Here is a 20,614-nt window from a genome sequence, read left to right as displayed (position 1 = left end):
CACATGACCGGCGAAACCGAAGCCGACCTCACGGGCGCGGAACCCACGCGCAACCGCCGCCGCCCCAAGCAACCGATCATGGAGATCGAGGGCCGCAAGCTGAAACCCGCGACGCTGATGATGGGGCATGGCTATGACCCCACTTTGTCCGAAGGGTCGCTGAAGCCACCGATCTTCCTGACCTCCACCTTCGCCTTCGAAAGCGCGGCGGCGGGCAAGCGGCATTTCGAAGGCGTGACCGGCATCCGCCCCGGCGGCGCCGAAGGGCTGGTCTATTCGCGCTTCAACGGCCCCAATCAAGAGATTGCCGAGGACCGGCTGTCGGTCTGGGAAGAAGCGGAAGACGCGCTGCTCTTTTCCAGCGGCATGTCGGCCATTGCGACCACCCTGCTGGCGCTCGTGCAGCCGGGCGACGTGATCGTGCATTCGGCGCCGCTCTATGCCGCGACCGAAGCGCTGATCGGGCGCATTCTCGGCAAGTTCGGGGTGCAGTGGCTGGATTTCCCGGCGGGCGCGACCGAGGAGGAAATCGGCGCGGTGATCGAAAAGGCCAAGGGCTTGGGCCGCGTGGCGCTGATCTTCCTGGAAAGCCCGGCCAATCCGACCAATGTGCTGGTCGATCTGGAGGCGGTAGTTGCGCGGCGCGACTTTTTGTTCGCAGGCGAAGAATATCGGCCGCCGATCGCCATCGACAATACCTTCCTTGGCCCGCTCTGGCTTCATCCGCTCAGCCATGGGGCCGATCTCGTCATCTACAGCCTCACCAAATATGCGGGCGGGCATAGCGATCTGGTTGCGGGCGGCGTACTGGGGTCCAATGCGCTGATCAACACCATCCGGCTGATGCGGAACACGATCGGGACGATCCTGGACCCGCATTCGGCCTGGATGCTGCTGCGGTCGCTGGAGACGCTTGAACTGCGCATGAGCAGGGCGGGCGAGAATGCGGCCAAGGTCTGCACTTGGCTGAAGGACCAGCCGCAGGTGGAGAAGGTCGTCTATCTCGGCTTTCCGGAAACGGAGCGGCAGGCGGATATCTACCGCCGGCATTGCACCGGCGCGGGATCGACCTTTTCGCTTTATCTGAAGGGTGGCGAGGCGGAGGCCTTCGCCTTTCTGGACGCGCTCAAGATCGCGAAACTTGCCGTCAGCCTGGGCGGCACCGAAACGCTGGCGAGCCATCCCGCGGCGATGACGCATCTTTCCGTGCCCGCCGAACGCAAGAAGGCGCTGGCGATCAGCGACAATATGGTGCGCATCTCGATCGGCTGCGAGGATGCGGAGGATCTGATCGCGGACTTCGCTCAGGCGTTGCGGGCGGTGGGATGAAGGCTCGCCCGCTGATCCTGGTGGCGCAGCCGCATCTGGCGCCGCTGCTGGACGTGCTCTCCTCCCGATATGACGTCATGGCTCTGTGGGAGGAGAGCGGGCGGGCGCGGCTGGCGGAGGCCGAGATATTGGTGACGGCGGGCGAGTTCCGGCTCGATCCGGCGATGCTGGATCGGATGGCGGCGCTGCGGCTGATCGCCTGCTTCACCGTGGGTTATGATGGCGTCGATCTCGACTGGGCGCGGGCGCGGGGCGTGGCCGTGACCCATGCGGGGGACGCCAATGCGGAGGATGCGGCGGATCATGCGCTCGGGATGATCCTCGCCCATCGCCGGCAGATTCTCATGGGCGACCGGCAGGTGCGTTCGGGCGAATGGACGGCCGGAGCGAAGATGCTCACCCGGTCGATGACGGGCGCGCGGATCGGGATCGTCGGCATGGGCAGCATCGGCGTTGCGCTGGCCGAGCGGGCGGAGGCGATGCGCATGCGGATCGGCTGGTGGAGCCCTCGGGAGAAGCCGGAATTGCGCTGGCCAAGGGCGGAAAGCCTGGAGGCGCTGGCGCGGGACAACGACGTCATGGTGGTCGCGGCCAAGGCTAATGAGGAAAATCGCGGGATGATCTCGGCGGTGATCTGCGATGCGCTGGGTCCCGAGGGGCTGCTGGTGAATGTCGCGCGGGGGCAGTTGGTGGATGAGGATGCGCTGATCGCGGCTTTGCGAGAAGGACGGCTCGGCGGCGCTGCGCTGGATGTGTTCGAAAGCGAGCCCACGCCTGCGGCGCGCTGGGCGGATGTACCAAATGTGGTGCTGACGCCGCATACGGGCGGCGCGACCTATGAGGCGGTCGGGCGGATGAGGGATATGCTGTTGGCGAACCTGTCCGCCTTTTTCGCAGGGGAGCCGCTGGTTTCGCCGGTCAGGTGAACATATCGTCCTCTGCCCTTCCCCTCAGTTCCAATCCACCCGCTTCCATCCGCGTTCAGCCGCCAGCTTCGCCAGCGGCTTGTGCGGGTTCGAAGCGAAGGGAACATCCGCGAACTCCAGCATCGGCGCGTCCGAAACATGATCCGAATAGGCCCGGATATGCGCCTGCGTCCGGTCGATAGCTTCGGCCGCCATCCACGCCTTGATCATCCGCAGCTTGCCGGTGTCGTAGCAATTTTCGCCCGCGATCTTGGCGCGAACATAACGCAGATCCTGCGACAGATGGTCGGTCGCGATCACCGCGTCGAAGCCCAGCCGCCGGGCGATCGGCTCGACATAAAGGCGGTAGGAGGCGGTGGCGAGCACCAGCCTATAGCCGTCCGCCTTGTCCTTCGCGATCTGGTCGAGCGCGCCTGAGCGGACATTTTTCGCCACCACCCTGGCCGCATAGCTTTCCACATGCGGCATCAGCCGGGCGCGTTCGACATTATGACCGATCATCAGCGCCTGGTTCAGCTCCTTCAGCCGCTGCCGGGTGATGAGTTTCAGCACATAGGCCAGCATCAGCAGGATCACGCCGGGAAACAGCGCCAGACGCCACGGCGCCATGCGTTTCGCCACGTGCAGCAGAAAGCCGGTATAGGTGCCGCTGAACGTCACCGTGCGGTCCATATCGTAGATTGCGAGCCTGTGCGTCATGCCGTGTCCGAAACTTTTTGGGGCGTCCCTTCGTTTGATCGTGCGGATGGGCCGTTTCGGCTTGCCGTGCAACCGATAATGGACCACATCTCCGCCTTGATGAACAAAGCCGCTGATCTTGCTCAGGAAGTCCGCGACGGCGAGACGGTCATTCGGCTTTCTGGCAATCTTTCCATAGCTTGCCTCAACCAGCTGCCCGACCGGCTGGACGCCATAGAAGGCCCGATTCATACGATCGACCTGTCGGACGTGGATCATATGGACACGATCGGCGCCTGGGTGCTGCATCGCACGATCAAGCGTTGGGACTGCAGGATCACAGGCGACAAGTGCGACGCGGAGCGGTTGATCGCGGCGGTCGGCCGGGTCGATGAGCCGGTCAACATCCGCCCCGACTATGTGCCGCCCTGGCAGCGCGTGGTCGGCCAGATCGGGGAGGCCGTGCTCAATGCGGGCAGCACCTTGCTCGGCCTGCTTGGTTTTTTCGGCGGCACGCTGGTCGCGACGTGGAATGTCATCCGTCACCCCGGCCGCTTCCGCATCAATGCCGTGGTCCAGCGGTTCGAGGTGGTCGGTGTGTCCGCTCTCGGCATCATCGGCCTGATGAGCTTCCTGATCGGCATCGTCATCGCGCAGCAGGGTTCGGTACAGCTCCGTCAGTTCGGCATGGAGATGCTGACCATCAACCTCGTCGGCCGGCTGACGTTTCGGGAACTGGGCGTGCTGATGACCGCGATCATGGTCGCGGGCCGCTCCGGTTCCGCCTTTGCCGCGCAATTGGGCACGATGAAGCTGACCGAAGAGGTCGACGCCATGCGCACCATCGGCGTGTCGCCGATGGAGGCGCTGGTGCTGCCGCGCACACTGGCTGTCGTGGTGATGATGCCGCTGCTGGGCTTCTATTCCTCCGTCGTTGCGATCATCGGCGGCGGATTTCTCTGCGCCGTGTCGCTCGACATCCCGCCGATCACCTTCGTCCAGCGATTGCGGGAAGTGGTGCCGATTCATGATCTGTGGGTGGGCCTGATCAAGGCGCCCGTCTTCGGTGTCATCATCGCATTGGCGGGCTGCTTTCAGGGCATGCAGGTCAAGGGCAATGCCGAGGAAGTCGGCCTGCGCACGACAGCCGCGGTCGTGCAGGCGATCTTCCTCGTCATCGTGCTCGACGCCATGTTCGCGGTTCTGTTCACCTGGGTGGGCTGGAACTGATGGAGCCCGAAGAAGAAATGACCGCGGAGGAAGCGCGGGTCGAAAAGGCCGTGGAGCGGGATGGCATCGCCATATCGGTCCGCAACCTGCGGAACAGCTTCGGTGAGCAGGTGGTGCATGAGGGGTTGAACCTCGACGTGCGCAAGGGCGAGATTTTGGGCGTGGTCGGCGGATCGGGCACCGGCAAGTCGGTGCTGATGCGCTCGATCATCGGCCTTCAAACTCCGGATGAGGGCGAGATCCACGTCTTCGGTGAATCGATGATCGGTCGGCTGGATGACGAGGCGCTGGCGATCCGCAAGCGCTGGGGCGTGCTGTTTCAGGGCGGCGCGCTGTTTTCGACGCTGACCGTGGCCGAGAATGTCGAAGTGCCGATCCGCGAATATTACCCCAATATCGGTCCAAAACTTCGTGACGAGATCGCCGCCTACAAGATTCGCATGACCGGCCTGCCTGCCGAAGCCGGCCCCAAATATCCCGCCGAACTGTCGGGCGGCATGAAGAAGCGCGCGGGGCTCGCGCGGGCCTTGGCGCTCGATCCGGACCTGCTGTTCCTCGACGAACCCACGGCGGGGCTCGACCCGATCGGCGCGGCGGCCTTCGACGATCAGACGCGCAAATTGCAGCAGACGCTGGGGCTGACCGTCTTCCTCATCACCCATGATCTCGACACGCTCTATTCGATTTGCGACCGGGTGGCGGTGCTGGCGGACAGGAAGGTGACGGCGGTCGGCACGATCGATGAGCTGCTGGCGACCGACCATCCGTGGATTCAGGAATATTTCAACGGCCCGCGCGGGCGCGCCGCGACGGCGGCGGTCGATCGCGAAAAGAATAAGAGGCGATAGGATATGGAAACCCGCTCCAACCATGTGCTGGTGGGCACGGTCACGCTGCTGTTGCTCGCGGCGATCATGATCGCGGCTTTCTGGTTCTCGCGCCTCTCCCAGGGCGACAATATGGAATATGACATCTTCTTCAAACAGTCGGTGAACGGCCTCGCCAAAGGGTCGAGCGTCAATTATTCGGGCGTCCCTTCCGGCCAGGTCGAGAAGATCGAGCTGTGGAAGCGCGATCCCGGCTTCGTGAAGGTGCGCATTTCAGTGAAGGAAGGCACGCCCGTCCTGCTGGGGACGACCGCGACCATTGCGGGTGTGGGCTTTACCGGCGTGTCGGAAATCGTGCTGGATGGCGCGGTCAAGGGCGCGCCGCCGATTGCCTGCCCGGCGGAAAACCCCCTGGCCGCATGCCCGGACGGCGTGCCGGTGATCCCGACCAAGCCGGGCGCGCTGGGCGAGTTGCTCAACAATGCGCCGCAATTGCTGGAACGGCTGTCCACCTTGACCGAACGGCTGACCGAGCTGCTCAACGACAAGAATCAGCAGTCGATCGCGAGTATCCTCGCCAATGTGGAGCGCATTTCCGGCTCATTGGCCGACCGCAGCCCGGAAATCGCCGCCACGCTGGCCGAGGCGCGCATCGCCGTGCAGCGCACCGGCATCGCCGCCGAGCAGATCGGCAAGCTGGCCGCGTCCACCGACGCCATGGTGAATGATGAGGGCCGTCCGCTGCTGGCCGACCTGCGCAAGAGCATCCAGTCGGCCACCCGCAGCATCGACACGCTCGACAAGACCATTGCGGAAGCGCAGCCGGGCGTCCACGCCTTCAGCAACCAGACCATGCCGGAGGTCAACCAGCTCGTCCGCGACCTGCGCGAAATGTCGCGCTCCTTCCGCGGCGTGGCCGAAAAACTCGATCAGCAGGGCGCGGGGTCGATCGTCGGATCGCCCAAGCTGCCCGATTATAAGCGATAAGAGGGACATGATGATGTTTCACAGGAAACTGGGCCTGATGCCGGTGGCCCTCGGCGCATTGATGCTGGCCGGTTGCGTGTCCTTCGGGGGCAAGCCGCCCGAACGGCTGCTGTCGCTGAACGCCACGCAGAAGGTCGCGCCGGGCACGCTGCGCAGCGCTTCGGCGGGCACGGCCATCACGGTGGCCGATCCGGAGGCGCCCAAGATGCTCGACACGGTGCGGGTGCCGGTGATCACCTCCCCCACTTCGGTGGCCTATGTCACCAAGGTGCAGTGGGCCGACACGCCGCGCCATCTGTTCCAGAAGCTGCTGGCCGAAACCATCGCCGCCACCAGCAACCGCATCGTGCTCGATCCCGGCCAATATTCGGCCGATTCGGGTCAGCGGCTGATGGGCGAGCTGGTCGATTTCGGCGTGGACGAGGCAAGCAACAGCGCGGTCGTGACCTATGACGCGCTGCTGGCCGGACCGGGCGGCACGGCGATCGCCAAGCAGCGCTTCACCGCCACCGCGCCGATCGGTGGCAAGATCGACGCGAACAACGTGGGCGGTCCGCTCAACGCCGCGGCGAACAAGGTGGCGGCGGATGTCGCCGCCTGGCTGGCGGCCTCGGGGCGTTAGAAATCTTGTACCCCGTGCTCCTGCGAAGGCAGGAGCCCAGTTCTGCCCTCTGAACTAGGCTCCTGCCTTCGCAGAAGCACAATCTAAGTCATTCCAGACTCTTGCTCACCTGTTCGGTGACGTCCTTCGACAGCCCCGGCACGCCCAGGATACGCTGCAACTCCGCCCGCATCAGCGCCGCGCGCCCCTCATCGAAACGCTTCCAGCGGCCCAGTGGCGGCACCAGCCGGGCGGCAGTCTGGGGGTTTAGCTTGTCGAGCGCGATGATGCAGTCCGCGACCAGGCGATAGCCCTTGCCCGAGCGATGATGGAACGCCCATTGATTGCCCGCAAAGGCGCCGTAAAGCGCCCGCACCCGATTGGGATTGGCCAGGGTGAAATCCTTGTGCTGGCTCAGATCCTCGACCAGATCGACCGTGTCGGGATGGAAGGCGAAGGCCTGGGTCTGGAACCATTTATCCAGCGTCAGCGCATCATCCCGGTAACGATTGTAGAAGATGTCGAGCGCCGCTTCCCGCTCCGCGCTGGTGCCGTTCGCCAATGTGGCGAGCGCCGCCTGACGCTCGGTCATATTGTCCGCCTCGCTGAACTGGCCAAAGGCGACAGCCGCGCCATCGCCCGCGCCTGATGCGGCGAGAAAGAGCAAGGCGGTGTTGCGCAGCTTGCGCGCGCCCTTGGCGGCCGGCGACAGCGCAAAGGCGTTGGCCTTGGTCTTGCCATGGATGTCGCGCCACAACGGCTCCAGTTCAGCCCCGATCCGCCGTTGCAGGGCATCGCGAGCCGCGTGGATCGCATCGGGATCGACCACCGCCATCTGATCGCCCAAATAGGCTTCGCTCGGCAAACGGATCGTTTCCGCAACAAAGGCGGGGTCGAGCAGCGGATCGGTGGCGGTGTTGCGGATCGCGGCGATCACCGCATCTTCATCGACCGCCTGCCCGCCGATGCGACCGACCAGCACATTGACCATGAGCTGCTGCATCGCCTCATAGCGGGCAAAGGGGTCGTCATCATGGGCGGACAGGAAGGCGAGGTCGGCCTGGCTGCGATTGGTTTCCACGATCACCGGCGCGGAAAAGCCGCGGTTGATCGAAAGGATCGGCGCCGTTGCCCAGTCATCGAAGGTAAAGCTCTGCTTGGCCTCCGTCAGCATCAGCAGTTCGTCGCCGCGATCCTTGCCCGTTTCCCGATCGAACAGGGCAGTGCGCAATGGGATGGCCATGGGCTGCTTTTCCGGTTGGCCGGGTGTCGGCGGAACAGCCTGCTCCAGCAGCAACGTGGCGGTCTGCGTCGCCGGATCATGCGTCAGCAACGCCCGGACATGGGGCGTTCCGGCCTGTTCATACCAGCGGCGGAACTGGCTGAGGTCGATCTCCCCGCCCTCTTCCATGGCGCGGACGAAATCCTCGCAGGTCGCTGCCTCGCCATCATGCCGGTCGAAATAGAGGTCCGTTCCTGCGCGGAAGCGCTCCGGGCCCAACATCAGCGCCATCATGCGGATGAGCTCGGCGCCCTTGTTGTAGATCGTCGCGGTGTAGAAGTTACTGATTTCCATATAGGATTCCGGCCGCACCGGATGGGCGAGCGGCCCGCTATCCTCCTGGAACTGGGCAGCGCGCAGGATGCGGACATCCTCGATCCGCTTCACCGCATGCGACCCCATGTCGGCGGAGAAATTCTGGTCGCGGAAGACGGTGAAGCCTTCCTTCAGGCTCAATTGGAACCAGTCGCGGCAGGTGACCCGGTTGCCCGACCAATTGTGGAAATATTCATGCGCCACCACGCCTTCCACGCCGTCATAATCGATGTCGGTGGCGGTTTCCGGGTCGGCCAATATATAGCGCGAATTGAAGATGTTGAGGCCTTTATTCTCCATCGCACCAAAGTTGAAGTCGGCTACGGCGACGATGTTGAACACGTCCAGATCATATTCGCGGCCATAGACTCGCTCGTCCCACGCCATGCTGTTCTTGAGCGCCTGCATGGCATGAGCGGTGCGCGGAAGATCGGCTTCCTTGACCCAGATCCCCAGTTGCACCTCACGCCCGCTGACCGTCACGAAACGGTCGGCATTGCAGGCAAGGTCGCCCGCGACCAGCGCGAACAGGTAGCAGGGTTTGGGAAAGGGATCGTTCCAGCGCGCCCAATGGCGGCCATCGGGCAGGTCGCCCTGCTCGACCGGATCGCCATTGGCGAGCAGCACGGGATAAAGCGCCTTGTCGGCCGCCATCCGAACGGAATAGCGCGACAATATGTCGGGACGGTCGGGGAAGAAGGTAATGCGGCGAAACCCTTCGGCCTCGCATTGGGTGCAGAGCAAGCCACCGCTGGCATATAGCCCCATCAGCTTGCTGTTGCCTTGAGGGCTGATTTCCACCTTCGTTTCGACCTGGTGCGCGGGGCCAGAAAGCGGGATGATCAGCTCTCCCGCTTCGAGCGACCATTGGCCGGGCGTCAGCGGCTCGCCATCGACCTTGATTTCCAGCGGCAGAAGCCCGTCTCCGTCCAGCTTCAGCGGCCTGTCATGATCGCCGTTGCGGGTAACGGACAATGTCGCCCGCACCTGCGTCGCCGCTGCATCCAGATCGAAATCCAGGGCGATGTCGGGTACCAGCCAATCGGGCGGGCGATACTCTTCGCGACGGACGATATGGGGCGCGAGGGGGGAGGATGAAATATCTGCCATGCGCACAGGCTAAGGAGTCGACGCAGAAAAGGCCAGTGGCCGCCTCACCGAAATGCGGGCGGCCACTGGCTTTTTCTGGCGGTTAGATACGTTCGCCCGACAAGCGCTGACAGAGCATATCGAGCTGGTCCAGCGTCGAATAATGCAGCGACAGGACGCCGCCACCGCCCTGACCATAGTCGATATTGACCTTCACGCCCAATATGTCGGCCAGATGCTGCTCCAGAGCCGCGATGTCGGGATCATTCTCCCGGGACGCAGCCGCGCGCTTTCGGCTGGGCGCGTCATCCCCCTTTTTGGCGCGGCGGACGAGTTGCTCGGTATCGCGAACGGACAGACCCTTGGCTTCGACAGTCCGGGCGAGGGTTTCGCAGTCGGGCGCGCCGATCAGGGCGCGGGCGTGACCCATGCTGAGCTTCTGTTCGACCACCTGCTGCTGCACCGGCGCGGGAAGATCGAGCAGGCGCATCAGATTCGCAACATGGCTTCGCGACTTGCCGACGAGGCGGCCGAGCGCTTCCTGGCTGTGCTGGAATTCCGCGATCAGCTTCCGATAGGCTTCGGCTTCTTCGATCGGATTGAGGTCTTCGCGCTGGATATTCTCGATCAGCGCGATTTCCAGCGTTTCCGCTTCGTCGAAATCCCGCACGATGGCGGGAATGCGGTGAAGCTGGGCACGCTGAGCGGCGCGCCAGCGGCGCTCGCCCGCAACGATCTGGAACCCGCCGCCATGGGGACGGACGATGATCGGCTGGATGACGCCGCGCTTGGCGATGCTGTCGGCCAGTTCCTGCAAGGCGCCTTCATCGAAATGCCGGCGGGGCTGTTCGGGATGCGGCTGAATCAGGGCAACTTCAATACTCTGGATCGCCTTGGTCGAGGGCGGGATGGCAGCCGTCGACGCCACCGGCTCTTCCCGCGCAACATCCCCCAACAAAGCCGAGAGACCCCGCCCAAGCCCGTGAGGACGCTTGGGGGACTTCATCACATTCTCGTTACTCAAGCAGCGACCTCCTGGCGGGGCAGACGCGCAATCAATTCACGCGCCAGACGCATATAGGCTTCCGACCCAGAACAGCGGAAATCATAGATCAAGGCCGGAACGCCATGGCTGGGCGCTTCCGACAGGCGCACATTGCGGGGAATGACAGTGGAGAAAACGAGATCGCCCAGACAGGCGCGCACATCGTCCGCCACTTGATCGGTCAGACGGTTGCGCCGGTCGTACATGGTGAGCGCCACGCCCATGATCGAGAGGCCAGGATTGAACCGTCCGCGAATGCGCTCAACCGTCTGGAGGAGTTGCGACAGACCTTCCAACGCGAAAAACTCGCATTGCAGCGGCACCAGTAGCGATTGTGCCGCAACCATGGCATTGATGGTCAGCAAGCCGAGCGAGGGTGGGCAATCGATCAGGCAGATATCCCAGCGGCCGGGCTGCGCCTCCGCCAGCACGCGCTCGAGCCGATGCGTGCGCTCCTCATATTCGATCAGCTCGATCTCCGCGCCCGACAGATCCTGGGTGGCGGGCACGATGTCGAGCTTGGGAACGCGGGTGGTGATGATTGCATCTTCAAGGGCGCAATTGCCGACGAGAAGATCATAGCTCGATTGCGCCCGGTCCGATTGGGCAACGCCCAAACCCGTCGAGGCATTGCCCTGGGGATCGAGATCGACCAGCAGCACCCGCAACCCCGTGGCAGCCAGACCGGTTGCCAGATTGATAGCGGTGGTGGTTTTCCCGACGCCGCCTTTCTGATTGGCGATGGCAATACTGATCATCCTCGGGCTTTCCTCCTGACGGATCGGACCGCCTGTGCGACGATGATGGCGCTGTCGGCGTCAGTCACACTGCGTTCCACGTGAAACGCACCTTGCCATGATCGACTCGCCGCCTCCAGTTCATTCTGCGCATTTCGTCCTTTTGGCAGCACCCAGATGGTTTTTTCATCGGACAAATGCACCGCCGATTCGAATAGCTTCGGAAGGGGCGCATAAGCGCGGGCGCTGATGATGGCCGCCCGCGTTGAAGGCACAGTCTCAACCCGCCCACCGAAAACGCTGGCCCCGGCAAGGCCAAGTTCAGAGATCACGCCGTTCAAAAAGTCGATCCGCTTGCGGCGCGATTCGACCATCTGGACGGGCCGGTCGGTCAGGATCGCGACGACGATGCCGGGCAGCCCGGCGCCCGATCCCAGATCGATCCACTGCCCCTCCCCGGCGTCTTCCGCCAAGGGAATAAGCTGAGCGGAGTCCACGATATGCCGCGCCCAAATATGCGGACGGGTCGATTCCGCGATGAGATTTTGCTGCTCCATCTCCGTCAGGAGAATGGCGACATAGCGTTCAAGCCTATCCCATGTTCCACGTGGAACATCGAACCGTTGAGCGAGCCATTCCCGCGCTTCATCCTCCGTCACGCCGCGCGCCGCCGGATATGCACAAGGACAGCCGCCAGCGCAGCAGGCGTGATTCCCCGAATCCGTCCCGCCGCCGACAGCGTATCCGGGCGCGCCATATTGAGGCGCTCGATCATCTCCGTCGACAAGCCGCCAATCGAAGCGAAATCGAAATCGGCGGGGATAGTCACCCGCTCATTCCGCCGCATTTCGGAAATCTCCGCCTCTTGCCGCTCGAGATAAGGGGCGTAATGCGCGTCCTCCAAAATCTCGTCACGCACATCCGCCGATATTTGAGAGAGGGCAGGCGCAAGCTCGAACAGAAGATTGCGCCCCACTTCGGGGAAGCGCGCCCATTCGAACAGCGAACGGCGTGCGCCGTCCTGTCGAACCGCAGCTCCCGCTCTGGCCATCTCGGTTGCGGACAAGGAACGGCCCAGCTCGCTTTCCACCGTCCGCCGATCCGCATCGCGCAAGGCATAATGTGCGGCGCGTTGCGCACCCAAAATGCCGTGATGGCGGCCAATCGGCGCAAGTCTGCTTCCCGCATTGTCGGCTCTCAGCCTCAGGCGATATTCGGCACGCGCCGTCAGCATGCGATAAGGCTCAGTCACGCCTTGCAACACCAGATCGTCGATCATCACGCCGATATAGCTGCTGGCGCGATCCAGGATGAGCGGCTCTTCCCCTTTCGCGCAGGCGGCCGCGTTGACGCCCGCAACCAGGCCTTGAGCCGCCGCTTCTTCATAGCCGGTGGTGCCGTTGATCTGCCCCGCGCAAAAGAGGCCGGGAATTGCACGCACCTCCAATGTCGCTTCCAGCGCGCGCGGATCGATATGGTCATATTCGACCGCATAGCCCGGCACGACAATCTCGGCCCTTTCCAGGCCCGTCATCGACCTGATCATCGACAGTTGAACATCGGCGGGAAGCGAGGTGCTGATCCCGTTGGGATAGACAAGATGATTGTCCAGTCCTTCCGGCTCCAGGAAAATCTGATGCCCGTCGCGATCCCCGAATCGGATCACCTTATCCTCGATCGAGGGGCAATAGCGCGGACCGCGCCCTTCGATCGCCCCGCTGAACAACGGTGAACGTCCCAGCCCTTCACGAATGATGGCGTGGGTCCGATCATTGGTCCGGGTGATCGCGCAACTGAGCTGCGGCAGGACACGACCCGGCGAGAGAGCCGACATCGTCCAGCTCCCATCGTCCGATGGCTGCTCCTCCAACCGTGCCCAGTCGATGGTGCGGCCATCGATACGCGGCGGCGTGCCCGTCTTGAGTCGGCCGATCGGCAGATCGAGCGCACGAAGCTGAACACCCAGGGCCGTTGCCGCCCGTTCGCCGGTCCGGCCACCAATGGTGGTTTCCTCACCCCTGAAAAGCTTGCCGCCCAGGAATGTGCCGGTCGCCAGCACCACCGCCGGCGCATCGAGATTCCGCCCATCAGCCAGCGCCAGCCCCGCCACCTTGCCTTCAGAAAGAAGCAAGCCAACCGCTTCGCCCTCGATGATGTCCAACCCCGATTGGGCATCGAGCAGATGATGAATCTCGGCGCGATAGCGCTTGCGGTCGGCCTGGATGCGCGGTCCCTGAACAGCCGCACCCTTGCTGCTGTTGAGCATGCGGTAATGGATCGCCGCGGCATCGGCGGCGCGTCCGATCAATCCGTCCAGCGCGTCGACCTCCCGCACCAGATGGCCCTTGCCAAGTCCGCCAATGGCGGGGTTGCAGGACATGGCGCCGACAGTCGCCTTCTCAAAGGTCAGCAACGCCACCGACGCGCCCTTGCGCGCCGCAGCAGATGCCGCCTCGCAGCCCGCATGGCCACCGCCGACCACGATCACATCATAGCTTGTTCGCATGCGCGCCCCTTAACAGATGTCGGGCGCCCCGGTCAAAACTGTTCCACGTGGAACAATGCTATTTGCCGATACAGAATCCGGCGAACAGATGGTCGAGCATATCTTCGGTACTCGCCCGCCCCGTCAGTTGATCGATGGCATTACGCGACTGCCGCAATTCCTCTGCTACGATCAACAAATCATGGCTCGCATCCGCCAAGATCAAATGGGAGCGCAAAAGGGTCGCCGCATCCCGCTGCCGCTTGTGCAGGGCGTAGTCCCCCTCCCCCGGCAGCAGGCCAGCCGCCCGGTCGAGCAGGATCGCGACCAAATCAGCCATCCCTTCCCCCGTCACCGCAGAGAGCTGAAGACCAGGTCGCTCCCCCTCTCCGCCCCGATCGCATTGCGCAGCGATCAGGACGGCATCGCCACGGGGCGCCTCTCCCGCCAGACCGAGCCAAAGAATGATATCTGCCGCATCAAGCGCACTTCGCGCCCGCTCCATGCCGATCGCCTCGATCACATCGCCCGTCTCGGCACGCAGGCCCGCTGTATCGGTGAACAGGAAAGCGACCCCACCCAGCGCGGCGGGCACCTCGATCCGGTCTCGAGTCGTCCCCGCAATATCCGACACAATGGCCGCTTCCCGCCCGACGAGGTAGTTGAGCAACGTGGACTTGCCCGCATTGGGCGGACCCGCCAAAACCACGCGCACCCCATCTCGCAGCCGTTCGGCCGAGGGGGCGGCGAGCACCGTTTCGATGTCCTGCGCCAAGGTCCGGATGCCCTGCCCGATCCGGACTTCAATCCCCTCATCGGGCACATCATCCTCATCGGAAAAATCCAGGGCCGCCTCGGTCATGGCGGAAAGATCAAGCAGTGTCCGGCGCCACCCCTCCACCCGGCGGGAGAAATGCCCCTCCGCCATCAACAGCGCGGCGCGACGCTGCTGCTGCGTTTCGGCGGCGAGAAGATCGGACAGACCCTCCACCGCGTTGAGGTCCATGCGGCCATTGTCGAAAGCGCGGCGGGTAAACTCCCCCGCTTCCGCCCGGCGCAATCCGGGCTGCGTACCAAGCGCATCCTCCAGCGCGGCAATCACCGCGCGCGCGCCATGGCAATGCAATTCTGCCAGGTCTTCGCCGGTCGCCGTATCAGGACCGGGAAACCACAGGATCAGCGCCCGGTCGAGCAAAGTGCCGTCGCGCGGATCGGTCAAGGACGAAAGCCGCGCCCGGCGCGGCGGCGGCAAGCTCCCCGCCAAAGCCGCAAGAGCCGGTCCAGCCAACGGCCCGCTGATGCGGATCACGCCGATGCCAGCCGGGGGCGCGCCGCTCGACAGCGCGAAGATAGTATCCGTCACGGCGGCGTCTTCGTAAAAGGGTCAGCCCTAGCTCTTGTCGCCATTCTTGCTCGGCATCCCCGCCAGGCCGATATCCATCATCTGCTTGAACAGCCGCATGCCCGCGTCTCCGAGCGGCGAAAAGCTTTTGAACAGCGTTTCCATCTGCTCGACATTGGCAACGCCATCGAAACTGTCGAGCATCGTCTTCACATATTTATCGTGAATGGGGGTGACATCCGGCAGGCCAAGGAAAGCCCGAGCCTCCGCAGGAGTGCAGTCGACGTCCACGCTTACCTTCATATCTCGCTACCTTTTGCTGCGGGCTCCCATTAATAAAGCCTCATGCCGCAACATGGGCAGGCAAGGCAAATTTTTTGACGGCAAGGACGGTTGCGCTGAGCCCGGCAAGCGCCATTATAGAAGTCTACAAGCAAGGAAAGGATATCCCATGGCAGCATTCACATCCATCTCCACGCTGGAGGGCGACGCCCAATTCGATGTCTATGTTGCCCGGCCGGAAGGGACGCCAAAGGCCGCCATTGTGGTGATCCAGGAAATCTTTGGGGTGAATGAGGGTATCCGCCGCAAATGCGATAGCTGGGCGGCGGCGGGCTATCTCGCTCTGGCGCCCGACCTGTTCTGGCGGGAAAAGCCGCATGTCGAACTGGACGCCGACATAGCCGAGGATTTTCAGGCAGCTATCGGCCATATGCAGAAATTCAATCAGGATCAGGGCATTCGCGATATCGAAGCCACGATCAAGGCTGCCCGCGCCGAACTGGGGCAAGACGGTAAGGTGGGGCTGGTCGGCTATTGCCTGGGCGGGCGGCTGGTGTTCATGTCGGCCTGCCGCACCGATGGCGATGCTTTCGTCGCCTATTATGGCGTCGGCATCGACGGCCTGCTGAACGAGCAGCATGCGATCGGCAAGCCGGTGCTGCTGCATATTCCGACCGCGGACGGTTTCGTCCCGCCCGAAGCGCAGCAGAAAATGCATGAGGGGTTGAAGGACAACCGCCATGTGACCCTGAAAGATTATGTGGGACTCGATCATGGCTTTGCCGCGGAAATGGGCGCCCGCCGCGATGAAGCGGCTGCACAGCTCGCGGACAGCCGCACCGCCGATTTCTTCGCGGCTCATCTCTGACAGGAAGGCGACGGCATTGACACAGGCATGGCGGATGGTGGCCCGCAGCCATGGCGGGCCCGAAGTGATTGCGCGGGAGGATTTCGATCCCGGCCTGCCGGGGGAAGGCGAGCTTCTGATCGCGCAGGATGCCGTCGGCCTCAACTTCATCGACACTTATTATCGTACCGGCCTCTATCCAGCGCCGCTGCCGACCCCGCTCGGGGCGGAGAGCGCGGGCCACGTCGCTGCTATCGGCCCCGGCGTGACCGGCTTTGCCGTGGGCGACAAGGTGGGCTGCGCAACGGGGTTTGGAGCCTATGCCACCCATCGCCTCCTGCGGGCGGAACAGGCCGTGAAGATTCCCGACGCCATCAGTACGCAGGATGCCGCGGCCATGATGCTGAAGGGCATGACCGCCTGCTATCTGGCGGAGGACATCGTCACCTTGCAAGCCGGTCAGTTCGCGCTTGTCCATGCGGCGGCTGGGGGTGTCGGCTCCGTGCTGGTGCCCTGGCTGCGCGACAAGGGCGTAATCGTGATCGCCCATTGCGGATCGGCGGAGAAGGCGGCGCGGGTAAACGCCGAGCATAGCCTGCATGGCGCCTTCGACAGTCTTGCCGCAGCCGTGCGGGAAATCACGGCGGGCCGTGGCGTGGACGTTGTCTATGATGGAGTCGGCAAGGATAGCTGGAGCGCGTCGCTGGCTTCGCTCAAACGGCGCGGGCTGATGGTCAGCTATGGCAATGCCTCGGGTCCGGTGCCGCCGGTCAACCTGCTCGACCTCAGCCGGGGCGGATCGCTTTATGTCACCCGTCCCACCCTATACGACTATATTGCTACGCCCGAAGAGTTGGCATCGACCGCCGAAAGACTGTTCGACCGCATGGCGCGAGGCGTGGTAAAGGCCGTCGTCGGCCAAAGCTTCGCCCTGGCCGACGCCGCTGAAGCGCATCGGGCGCTGGAAGCACGGAAAACCACGGGTAGCACATTATTGATCCCCTGATGGGGCGTGTGGAAGCGCGCAGGGCTTGTATCGGCGGTCGGCAGTGGAAATCTAGGCCTATGGCCGCCGCAACCCATTCCGGTCGGCCAAAGGATAGGACGTCTGGAGCCTGCCCCGCATAGCCAAGCGGCGCATTCTGCCGCGCTGGTGGCTGGGAGCAAGCAGCCATGGCAACCCTCGGTCTCAAAGGCGCGGCGGACGGCTGATCCGTCCGCCACACGATTCAGATAAAGAGCGTCAATATGCCGACCTGATGATCGACGATGCCGTCATAGATCATCTTGATCGCGACATAGATGATGACGGCCAGGCCCAGATAGGCGATCCAGCGGAAGCGCTCGATATATTTGGCGATGATGTTCGCGGCGATGCCCATCAGGGCCACGGAAAGAACAAGCCCGATGATCAGGATTCCAGGATGGTCCCGCGCCGCACCGGCCACCGCCAGCACATTGTCCAGGCTCATGGAGACGTCCGCGACCGCAACCGCCCAGGCCGCGCCTGCAAAGCTCTTGGCTGGGCGCAGGCCGGATATGTCGTCGTCGCTCGGGTCCAGCGTGTCCCCCCCCCGCTTGGGATGCAGTTCGCGCCACATCTTGAAGGCGACCCAGAGCAGCAGCAGTCCGCCCGCCAGGATCAGGCCGACGATCTGCATCAACTGCGTCACCACCAGCGCAAAACCGATGCGCAGCACCAGCGCGGCGATGATGCCGATCAGGATCACCTTCTTGCGCTGTTCCGCGGGCAGGCCCGCCGCCAGCGCGCCGACGACAATGGCATTGTCCCCGGCCAGCAGCACGTCGATCATCAGCACCTGGCCGAAGGCGGCCAAGGCGGCGGGTGATCCGATATTGCTGAAATCATTGACGATATGCGCCCAGATATCGGCGGGCGAACCCATCCCTTGGGCGGCCGCGGCGGCTGTGGCGAAAAGGTCGAGCATGGCGGCCTGATGTCCCCTGAAATTACTGGCCCTGAAATATTGGCCTTAAAAAATAGCGGCCGCCAGACCGGAGTCTGACGGCCCGAAAAATCGCAACGCTTGGCCAGGCAATATGTTTGCGCCTCCGGACCTGCCGAACCGCAAACCGCCCGGCCGGTTACTGGTTCATCGAATCGAAGAAATCCTCGTTGGTCTTGGAATCCTTCATCTTGTCGAGCAGGAATTCCATCGCATCGACCGTGCCCATCTGCATCAGGATACGGCGCAGCACCCACATCTTCGACAGCTTGGCCTTGTCGACCAGCAGCTCTTCCTTACGGGTGCCCGACTTGCCGACGTCCAGCGCCGGGAAGATGCGCTTGTCCGCCACCTTGCGGTCCAGCACGATTTCCGAGTTGCCGGTGCCCTTGAACTCTTCGAAGATGACTTCGTCCATGCGGCTGCCCGTGTCGATCAGCGCAGTCGCGATGATCGAGAGCGAACCGCCCTCCTCGATATTACGCGCGGCGCCAAAGAAGCGCTTCGGCCGCTGGAGCGCATTGGCGTCGACACCGCCGGTCAGCACCTTGCCCGACGAAGGCACCACGGTGTTGTAGGCGCGGCCCAGACGCGTGATCGAGTCGAGCAGGATCACCACGTCCTTCTTATGTTCCACGAGGCGCTTGGCCTTTTCGATCACCATTTCAGCGACCTGGACGTGGCGCTGCGCCGGTTCGTCGAAGGTCGAGGAGACGACCTCGCCCTTCACGCTGCGCTGCATGTCGGTGACTTCTTCCGGACGCTCGTCGATCAGCAGGACGATCAGGAAGACTTCGGGGTGATTGTCGGTGATCGACTTGGCGATATTCTGAAGCAGAACCGTCTTGCCGGTGCGCGGCGGCGCGACGATCAGCGCGCGTTGGCCCTTGCCCTGCGGCGAGACGATGTCGATGACGCGGGCCGACTTGTCCTTGACCGTCGGGTCGACCGCGTCGAGCGTCAGCTTCTGCGTCGGGTAGAGCGGCGTCAGATTGTCGAAATTGACGCGATGGCGGACGACTTCGGGATCGTCGAAATTGACCGAGATCAGCTTGGTCAGGGCGAAATAGCGTTCGCCATCCTTGGGCGCGCGGATTTCGCCTTCCACCGTGTCGCCGGTGCGCAGGCCGAATTTGCGGACCTGGTTGGGCGAGACGTAGATGTCATCCGGACCGGCGAGGAAGTTCGCTTCCGGGCTGCGCAGGAAGCCGAAGCCGTCGGGCAGCACCTCGATCGTGCCCTCGCCCATGATCTGCTCGCCATTTTCAGCCTCGACCTTGAGGATCGCGAACATCAGATCCTGTTTGCGCAGGGTCGATGCGCCTTCGACGCCCAGTTCCTCCGCCATGGTCACGAGTTCGGCGGGCGCTTTTTTCTTGAGATCCTTGAGATGCATTCGCGTGAAGTCCGATGGAATGAGAGACGAGAAAAGGAAAGATGGGGGAAGGCTGACCCGGCAATGACTCGGGAGAACCCGCGCCGGACGGGCGGGATAGAATGTTTGGCGTTTAGCGATCTGTCCTAGCCCAAGTCAAGGTGGCAGAGCCATTCGGACCGACAGAAAATTGCCGATATGCGTCCTGCCGCGAATGAAATGGGATGGGCGGAACGGGGCCGCTCATGCTATACGAGAATATAATAAGGAGGATCGAGGAGATGGGACGCCTGCGCGCCGCTCTGGGCATCGCCATCGCGATCGCCAGCCCTTCGTTCGCCGCGCAGGATCGCCCGGCACTCGTCCCCGACGAACCGCCCGCAGTCGTCCGCACGGTTCCCGGTCCCGACACCCGCATCACCATTCCCATCCAGATCGACGGCAAGGGGCCGTGGAACTTCGTAATCGACACCGGATCGCAGCGGACGGTCATTTCGCGTGATCTGGCCGAACGGCTCGCGCTGCCGATGCGCGAGCGGGTGACGGTGATCAGCATGACGGGCCGGGCGGAGGTGAATACCGTGGCTGTGCCGCGCCTGGGCTTCGGCAAGACGGTGGTGGACGATATCGAGGCGCCGGTGCTGGAGGGCGAGAATATCGGCGCGCCGGGGCTGTTGGGACTGGATGGATTGCATGCCAAGCGGCTGCTGCTCAATTTCCGCACCGGGCGGATGGAGATCAGCAACAGCAAGCAGAGCTGGCGCGATCCCAACGTCATCATCGTCGAAGCGCGGCGGCGCAAGGGCCAATTGATCCTGCTCGATTCCGACGTGAACGGAATGAAGGTCAGCATCATCCTCGACACCGGCACGTCGATCAGCGTGGGCAATATGGCGCTGATGAGCAAGCTGGTGCGCAAGAAGAAGGCTCCGGCGCTGAACCTCGTGACGTTGACCAGCGTGACGGGCGATACGCTGGTCGGTCAGTTGGGGCTGATCGACCGGGTGCGGATGGGTCAGGTGACGCTGAAGGACACGCCAGTCATGTTTGCCGACGCCCAGCCCTTCGCGGAACTGGACCTTCAGGATAAACCGGCGCTGCTGCTCGGCATCGACGCGCTCAAGGTTTTCGACCGGGTGGCGATTGATTTCGGGCGGGGGAAAGTGGATTTCCTGCTGCCCGATACCGGGTTGCTTGATCGGACGCGCTTTGCGGCGACGCGGAGGGCGGCGGGTTGATTCTTGGCGTGCTCCTGCTCGGGCAGGAATAC

Annotated in this window: 19 protein-coding genes; 9 read left to right on the top strand and 10 right to left on the bottom strand. The window is 63.4% G+C overall.

All coding sequences use genetic code 11. From position 1 onward, the window contains the following. Window positions 1-3 precede the first annotated feature (3 nt). Window positions 4-1,329 (top strand): cystathionine gamma-synthase family protein, encoded by a 1,326-nt coding sequence (locus tag K426_RS00235; RefSeq protein ID WP_066552825.1) that lies wholly within the window; start codon window positions 4-6, stop codon window positions 1,327-1,329. After that, complete coding sequence (locus K426_RS00230; protein WP_066552823.1) at window positions 1,326-2,255, top strand: 2-hydroxyacid dehydrogenase; 930 nt, start codon at window positions 1,326-1,328, stop codon at window positions 2,253-2,255. Before K426_RS00235 ends, K426_RS00230 begins: the two co-directional genes overlap by 4 nt. Before the next feature lie 24 nt (window positions 2,256-2,279). Here the strand turns inward: K426_RS00230 and K426_RS00225 are convergent, their stop codons facing one another. Next, window positions 2,280-2,954 (bottom strand): HAD family hydrolase, encoded by a 675-nt coding sequence (locus K426_RS00225; RefSeq protein WP_066552821.1) that lies wholly within the window; start codon window positions 2,952-2,954, stop codon window positions 2,280-2,282. Between the two features lie 99 nt (window positions 2,955-3,053). Here K426_RS00225 and K426_RS00220 point away from each other — a divergent pair, with 99 nt between their 5' ends. Genes K426_RS00220 through K426_RS00205 form a run of 4 tightly spaced genes read left to right on the top strand, consistent with a single transcriptional unit; the run spans window position 3,054 to window position 6,599 of the window. Further along, window positions 3,054-4,163, top strand: a complete 1,110-nt coding sequence (locus K426_RS00220) for an MlaE family lipid ABC transporter permease subunit (RefSeq protein WP_066561201.1) — start codon at window positions 3,054-3,056, stop codon at window positions 4,161-4,163. Beyond that, on the top strand, window positions 4,163-5,011 hold the full coding sequence (locus K426_RS00215) for an ABC transporter ATP-binding protein (RefSeq protein WP_066552813.1): 849 nt from the start codon (window positions 4,163-4,165) through the stop codon (window positions 5,009-5,011). The genes K426_RS00220 and K426_RS00215 overlap by 1 nt, the downstream gene beginning before the upstream one ends. A gap of 3 nt (window positions 5,012-5,014) precedes the next feature. Further along, window positions 5,015-5,977 (top strand): MlaD family protein, encoded by a 963-nt coding sequence (locus K426_RS00210; RefSeq protein ID WP_066552811.1) that lies wholly within the window; start codon window positions 5,015-5,017, stop codon window positions 5,975-5,977. 7 nt (window positions 5,978-5,984) lie between these two features. Continuing rightward, window positions 5,985-6,599, top strand: a complete 615-nt coding sequence (locus K426_RS00205) for an ABC-type transport auxiliary lipoprotein family protein (RefSeq protein ID WP_082748333.1) — start codon at window positions 5,985-5,987, stop codon at window positions 6,597-6,599. Between the two features lie 88 nt (window positions 6,600-6,687). On the opposite strand, the gene pepN is transcribed toward K426_RS00205, so the two are convergent. From pepN to K426_RS00170, 7 genes are all read right to left on the bottom strand, one after another. Continuing rightward, window positions 6,688-9,285 carry an aminopeptidase N gene (gene pepN / locus K426_RS00200; RefSeq protein WP_066552809.1) on the bottom strand — a complete coding sequence of 866 codons (2,598 nt, stop codon included), beginning with the start codon at window positions 9,283-9,285 and terminating at the stop codon, window positions 6,688-6,690. Window positions 9,286-9,367: 82 nt separating this feature from the next. After that, a complete protein-coding gene (locus K426_RS00195) occupies window positions 9,368-10,270 on the bottom strand; it encodes a ParB/RepB/Spo0J family partition protein (RefSeq protein WP_066552807.1) in 903 nt (300 codons plus the stop codon). A 14-nt stretch (window positions 10,271-10,284) separates the two neighbouring features. Then, a complete protein-coding gene (locus tag K426_RS00190) occupies window positions 10,285-11,067 on the bottom strand; it encodes a ParA family protein (RefSeq protein WP_066552800.1) in 783 nt (260 codons plus the stop codon). Continuing rightward, window positions 11,064-11,705, bottom strand: a complete 642-nt coding sequence (gene rsmG / locus K426_RS00185) for a 16S rRNA (guanine(527)-N(7))-methyltransferase RsmG (protein WP_066552798.1) — start codon at window positions 11,703-11,705, stop codon at window positions 11,064-11,066. The genes K426_RS00190 and rsmG overlap by 4 nt, the downstream gene beginning before the upstream one ends. Continuing rightward, entirely contained in the window at window positions 11,702-13,552 is a 1,851-nt protein-coding gene (gene mnmG / locus K426_RS00180) for a tRNA uridine-5-carboxymethylaminomethyl(34) synthesis enzyme MnmG (RefSeq protein ID WP_066552795.1), read from the bottom strand. Before mnmG ends, rsmG begins: the two co-directional genes overlap by 4 nt. A gap of 58 nt (window positions 13,553-13,610) precedes the next feature. After that, entirely contained in the window at window positions 13,611-14,894 is a 1,284-nt protein-coding gene (mnmE, locus tag K426_RS00175; protein ID WP_066552791.1) for a tRNA uridine-5-carboxymethylaminomethyl(34) synthesis GTPase MnmE, read from the bottom strand. 27 nt (window positions 14,895-14,921) lie between these two features. Next, window positions 14,922-15,176 carry a DUF6489 family protein gene (locus K426_RS00170; protein ID WP_066552790.1) on the bottom strand — a complete coding sequence of 85 codons (255 nt, stop codon included), beginning with the start codon at window positions 15,174-15,176 and terminating at the stop codon, window positions 14,922-14,924. Window positions 15,177-15,324: 148 nt separating this feature from the next. Between K426_RS00170 and K426_RS00165 the strand changes: the two genes are divergently transcribed. Both K426_RS00165 and K426_RS00160 read left to right on the top strand, forming a co-directional pair. Further along, window positions 15,325-16,023 (top strand): dienelactone hydrolase family protein, encoded by a 699-nt coding sequence (locus K426_RS00165; protein WP_066552788.1) that lies wholly within the window; start codon window positions 15,325-15,327, stop codon window positions 16,021-16,023. A 34-nt stretch (window positions 16,024-16,057) separates the two neighbouring features. Beyond that, complete coding sequence (locus K426_RS00160; protein WP_066552782.1) at window positions 16,058-17,008, top strand: quinone oxidoreductase family protein; 951 nt, start codon at window positions 16,058-16,060, stop codon at window positions 17,006-17,008. Between the two features lie 223 nt (window positions 17,009-17,231). Here K426_RS00160 and K426_RS00155 read toward each other — a convergent pair whose 3' ends face one another. Together K426_RS00155 and rho are read right to left on the bottom strand one after the other, a co-directional pair. Then, a complete protein-coding gene (locus K426_RS00155; RefSeq protein ID WP_066552778.1) occupies window positions 17,232-17,951 on the bottom strand; it encodes a YjbE family putative metal transport protein in 720 nt (239 codons plus the stop codon). 157 nt (window positions 17,952-18,108) lie between these two features. Beyond that, a complete protein-coding gene (rho, locus tag K426_RS00150) occupies window positions 18,109-19,365 on the bottom strand; it encodes a transcription termination factor Rho (protein ID WP_066552776.1) in 1,257 nt (418 codons plus the stop codon). A 260-nt stretch (window positions 19,366-19,625) separates the two neighbouring features. Between rho and K426_RS00145 the strand changes: the two genes are divergently transcribed. Further along, complete coding sequence (locus tag K426_RS00145; protein ID WP_066552774.1) at window positions 19,626-20,582, top strand: retroviral-like aspartic protease family protein; 957 nt, start codon at window positions 19,626-19,628, stop codon at window positions 20,580-20,582. Window positions 20,583-20,614: the final 32 nt, after the last annotated feature.

This window comes from Sphingobium sp. TKS (assembly GCF_001563265.1).
Classification (GTDB): domain Bacteria; phylum Pseudomonadota; class Alphaproteobacteria; order Sphingomonadales; family Sphingomonadaceae; genus Sphingobium.
The sequence above is the reverse complement of the archived record's forward strand: the minus strand, read 5'-3'. Positions and strand labels throughout refer to the sequence as shown.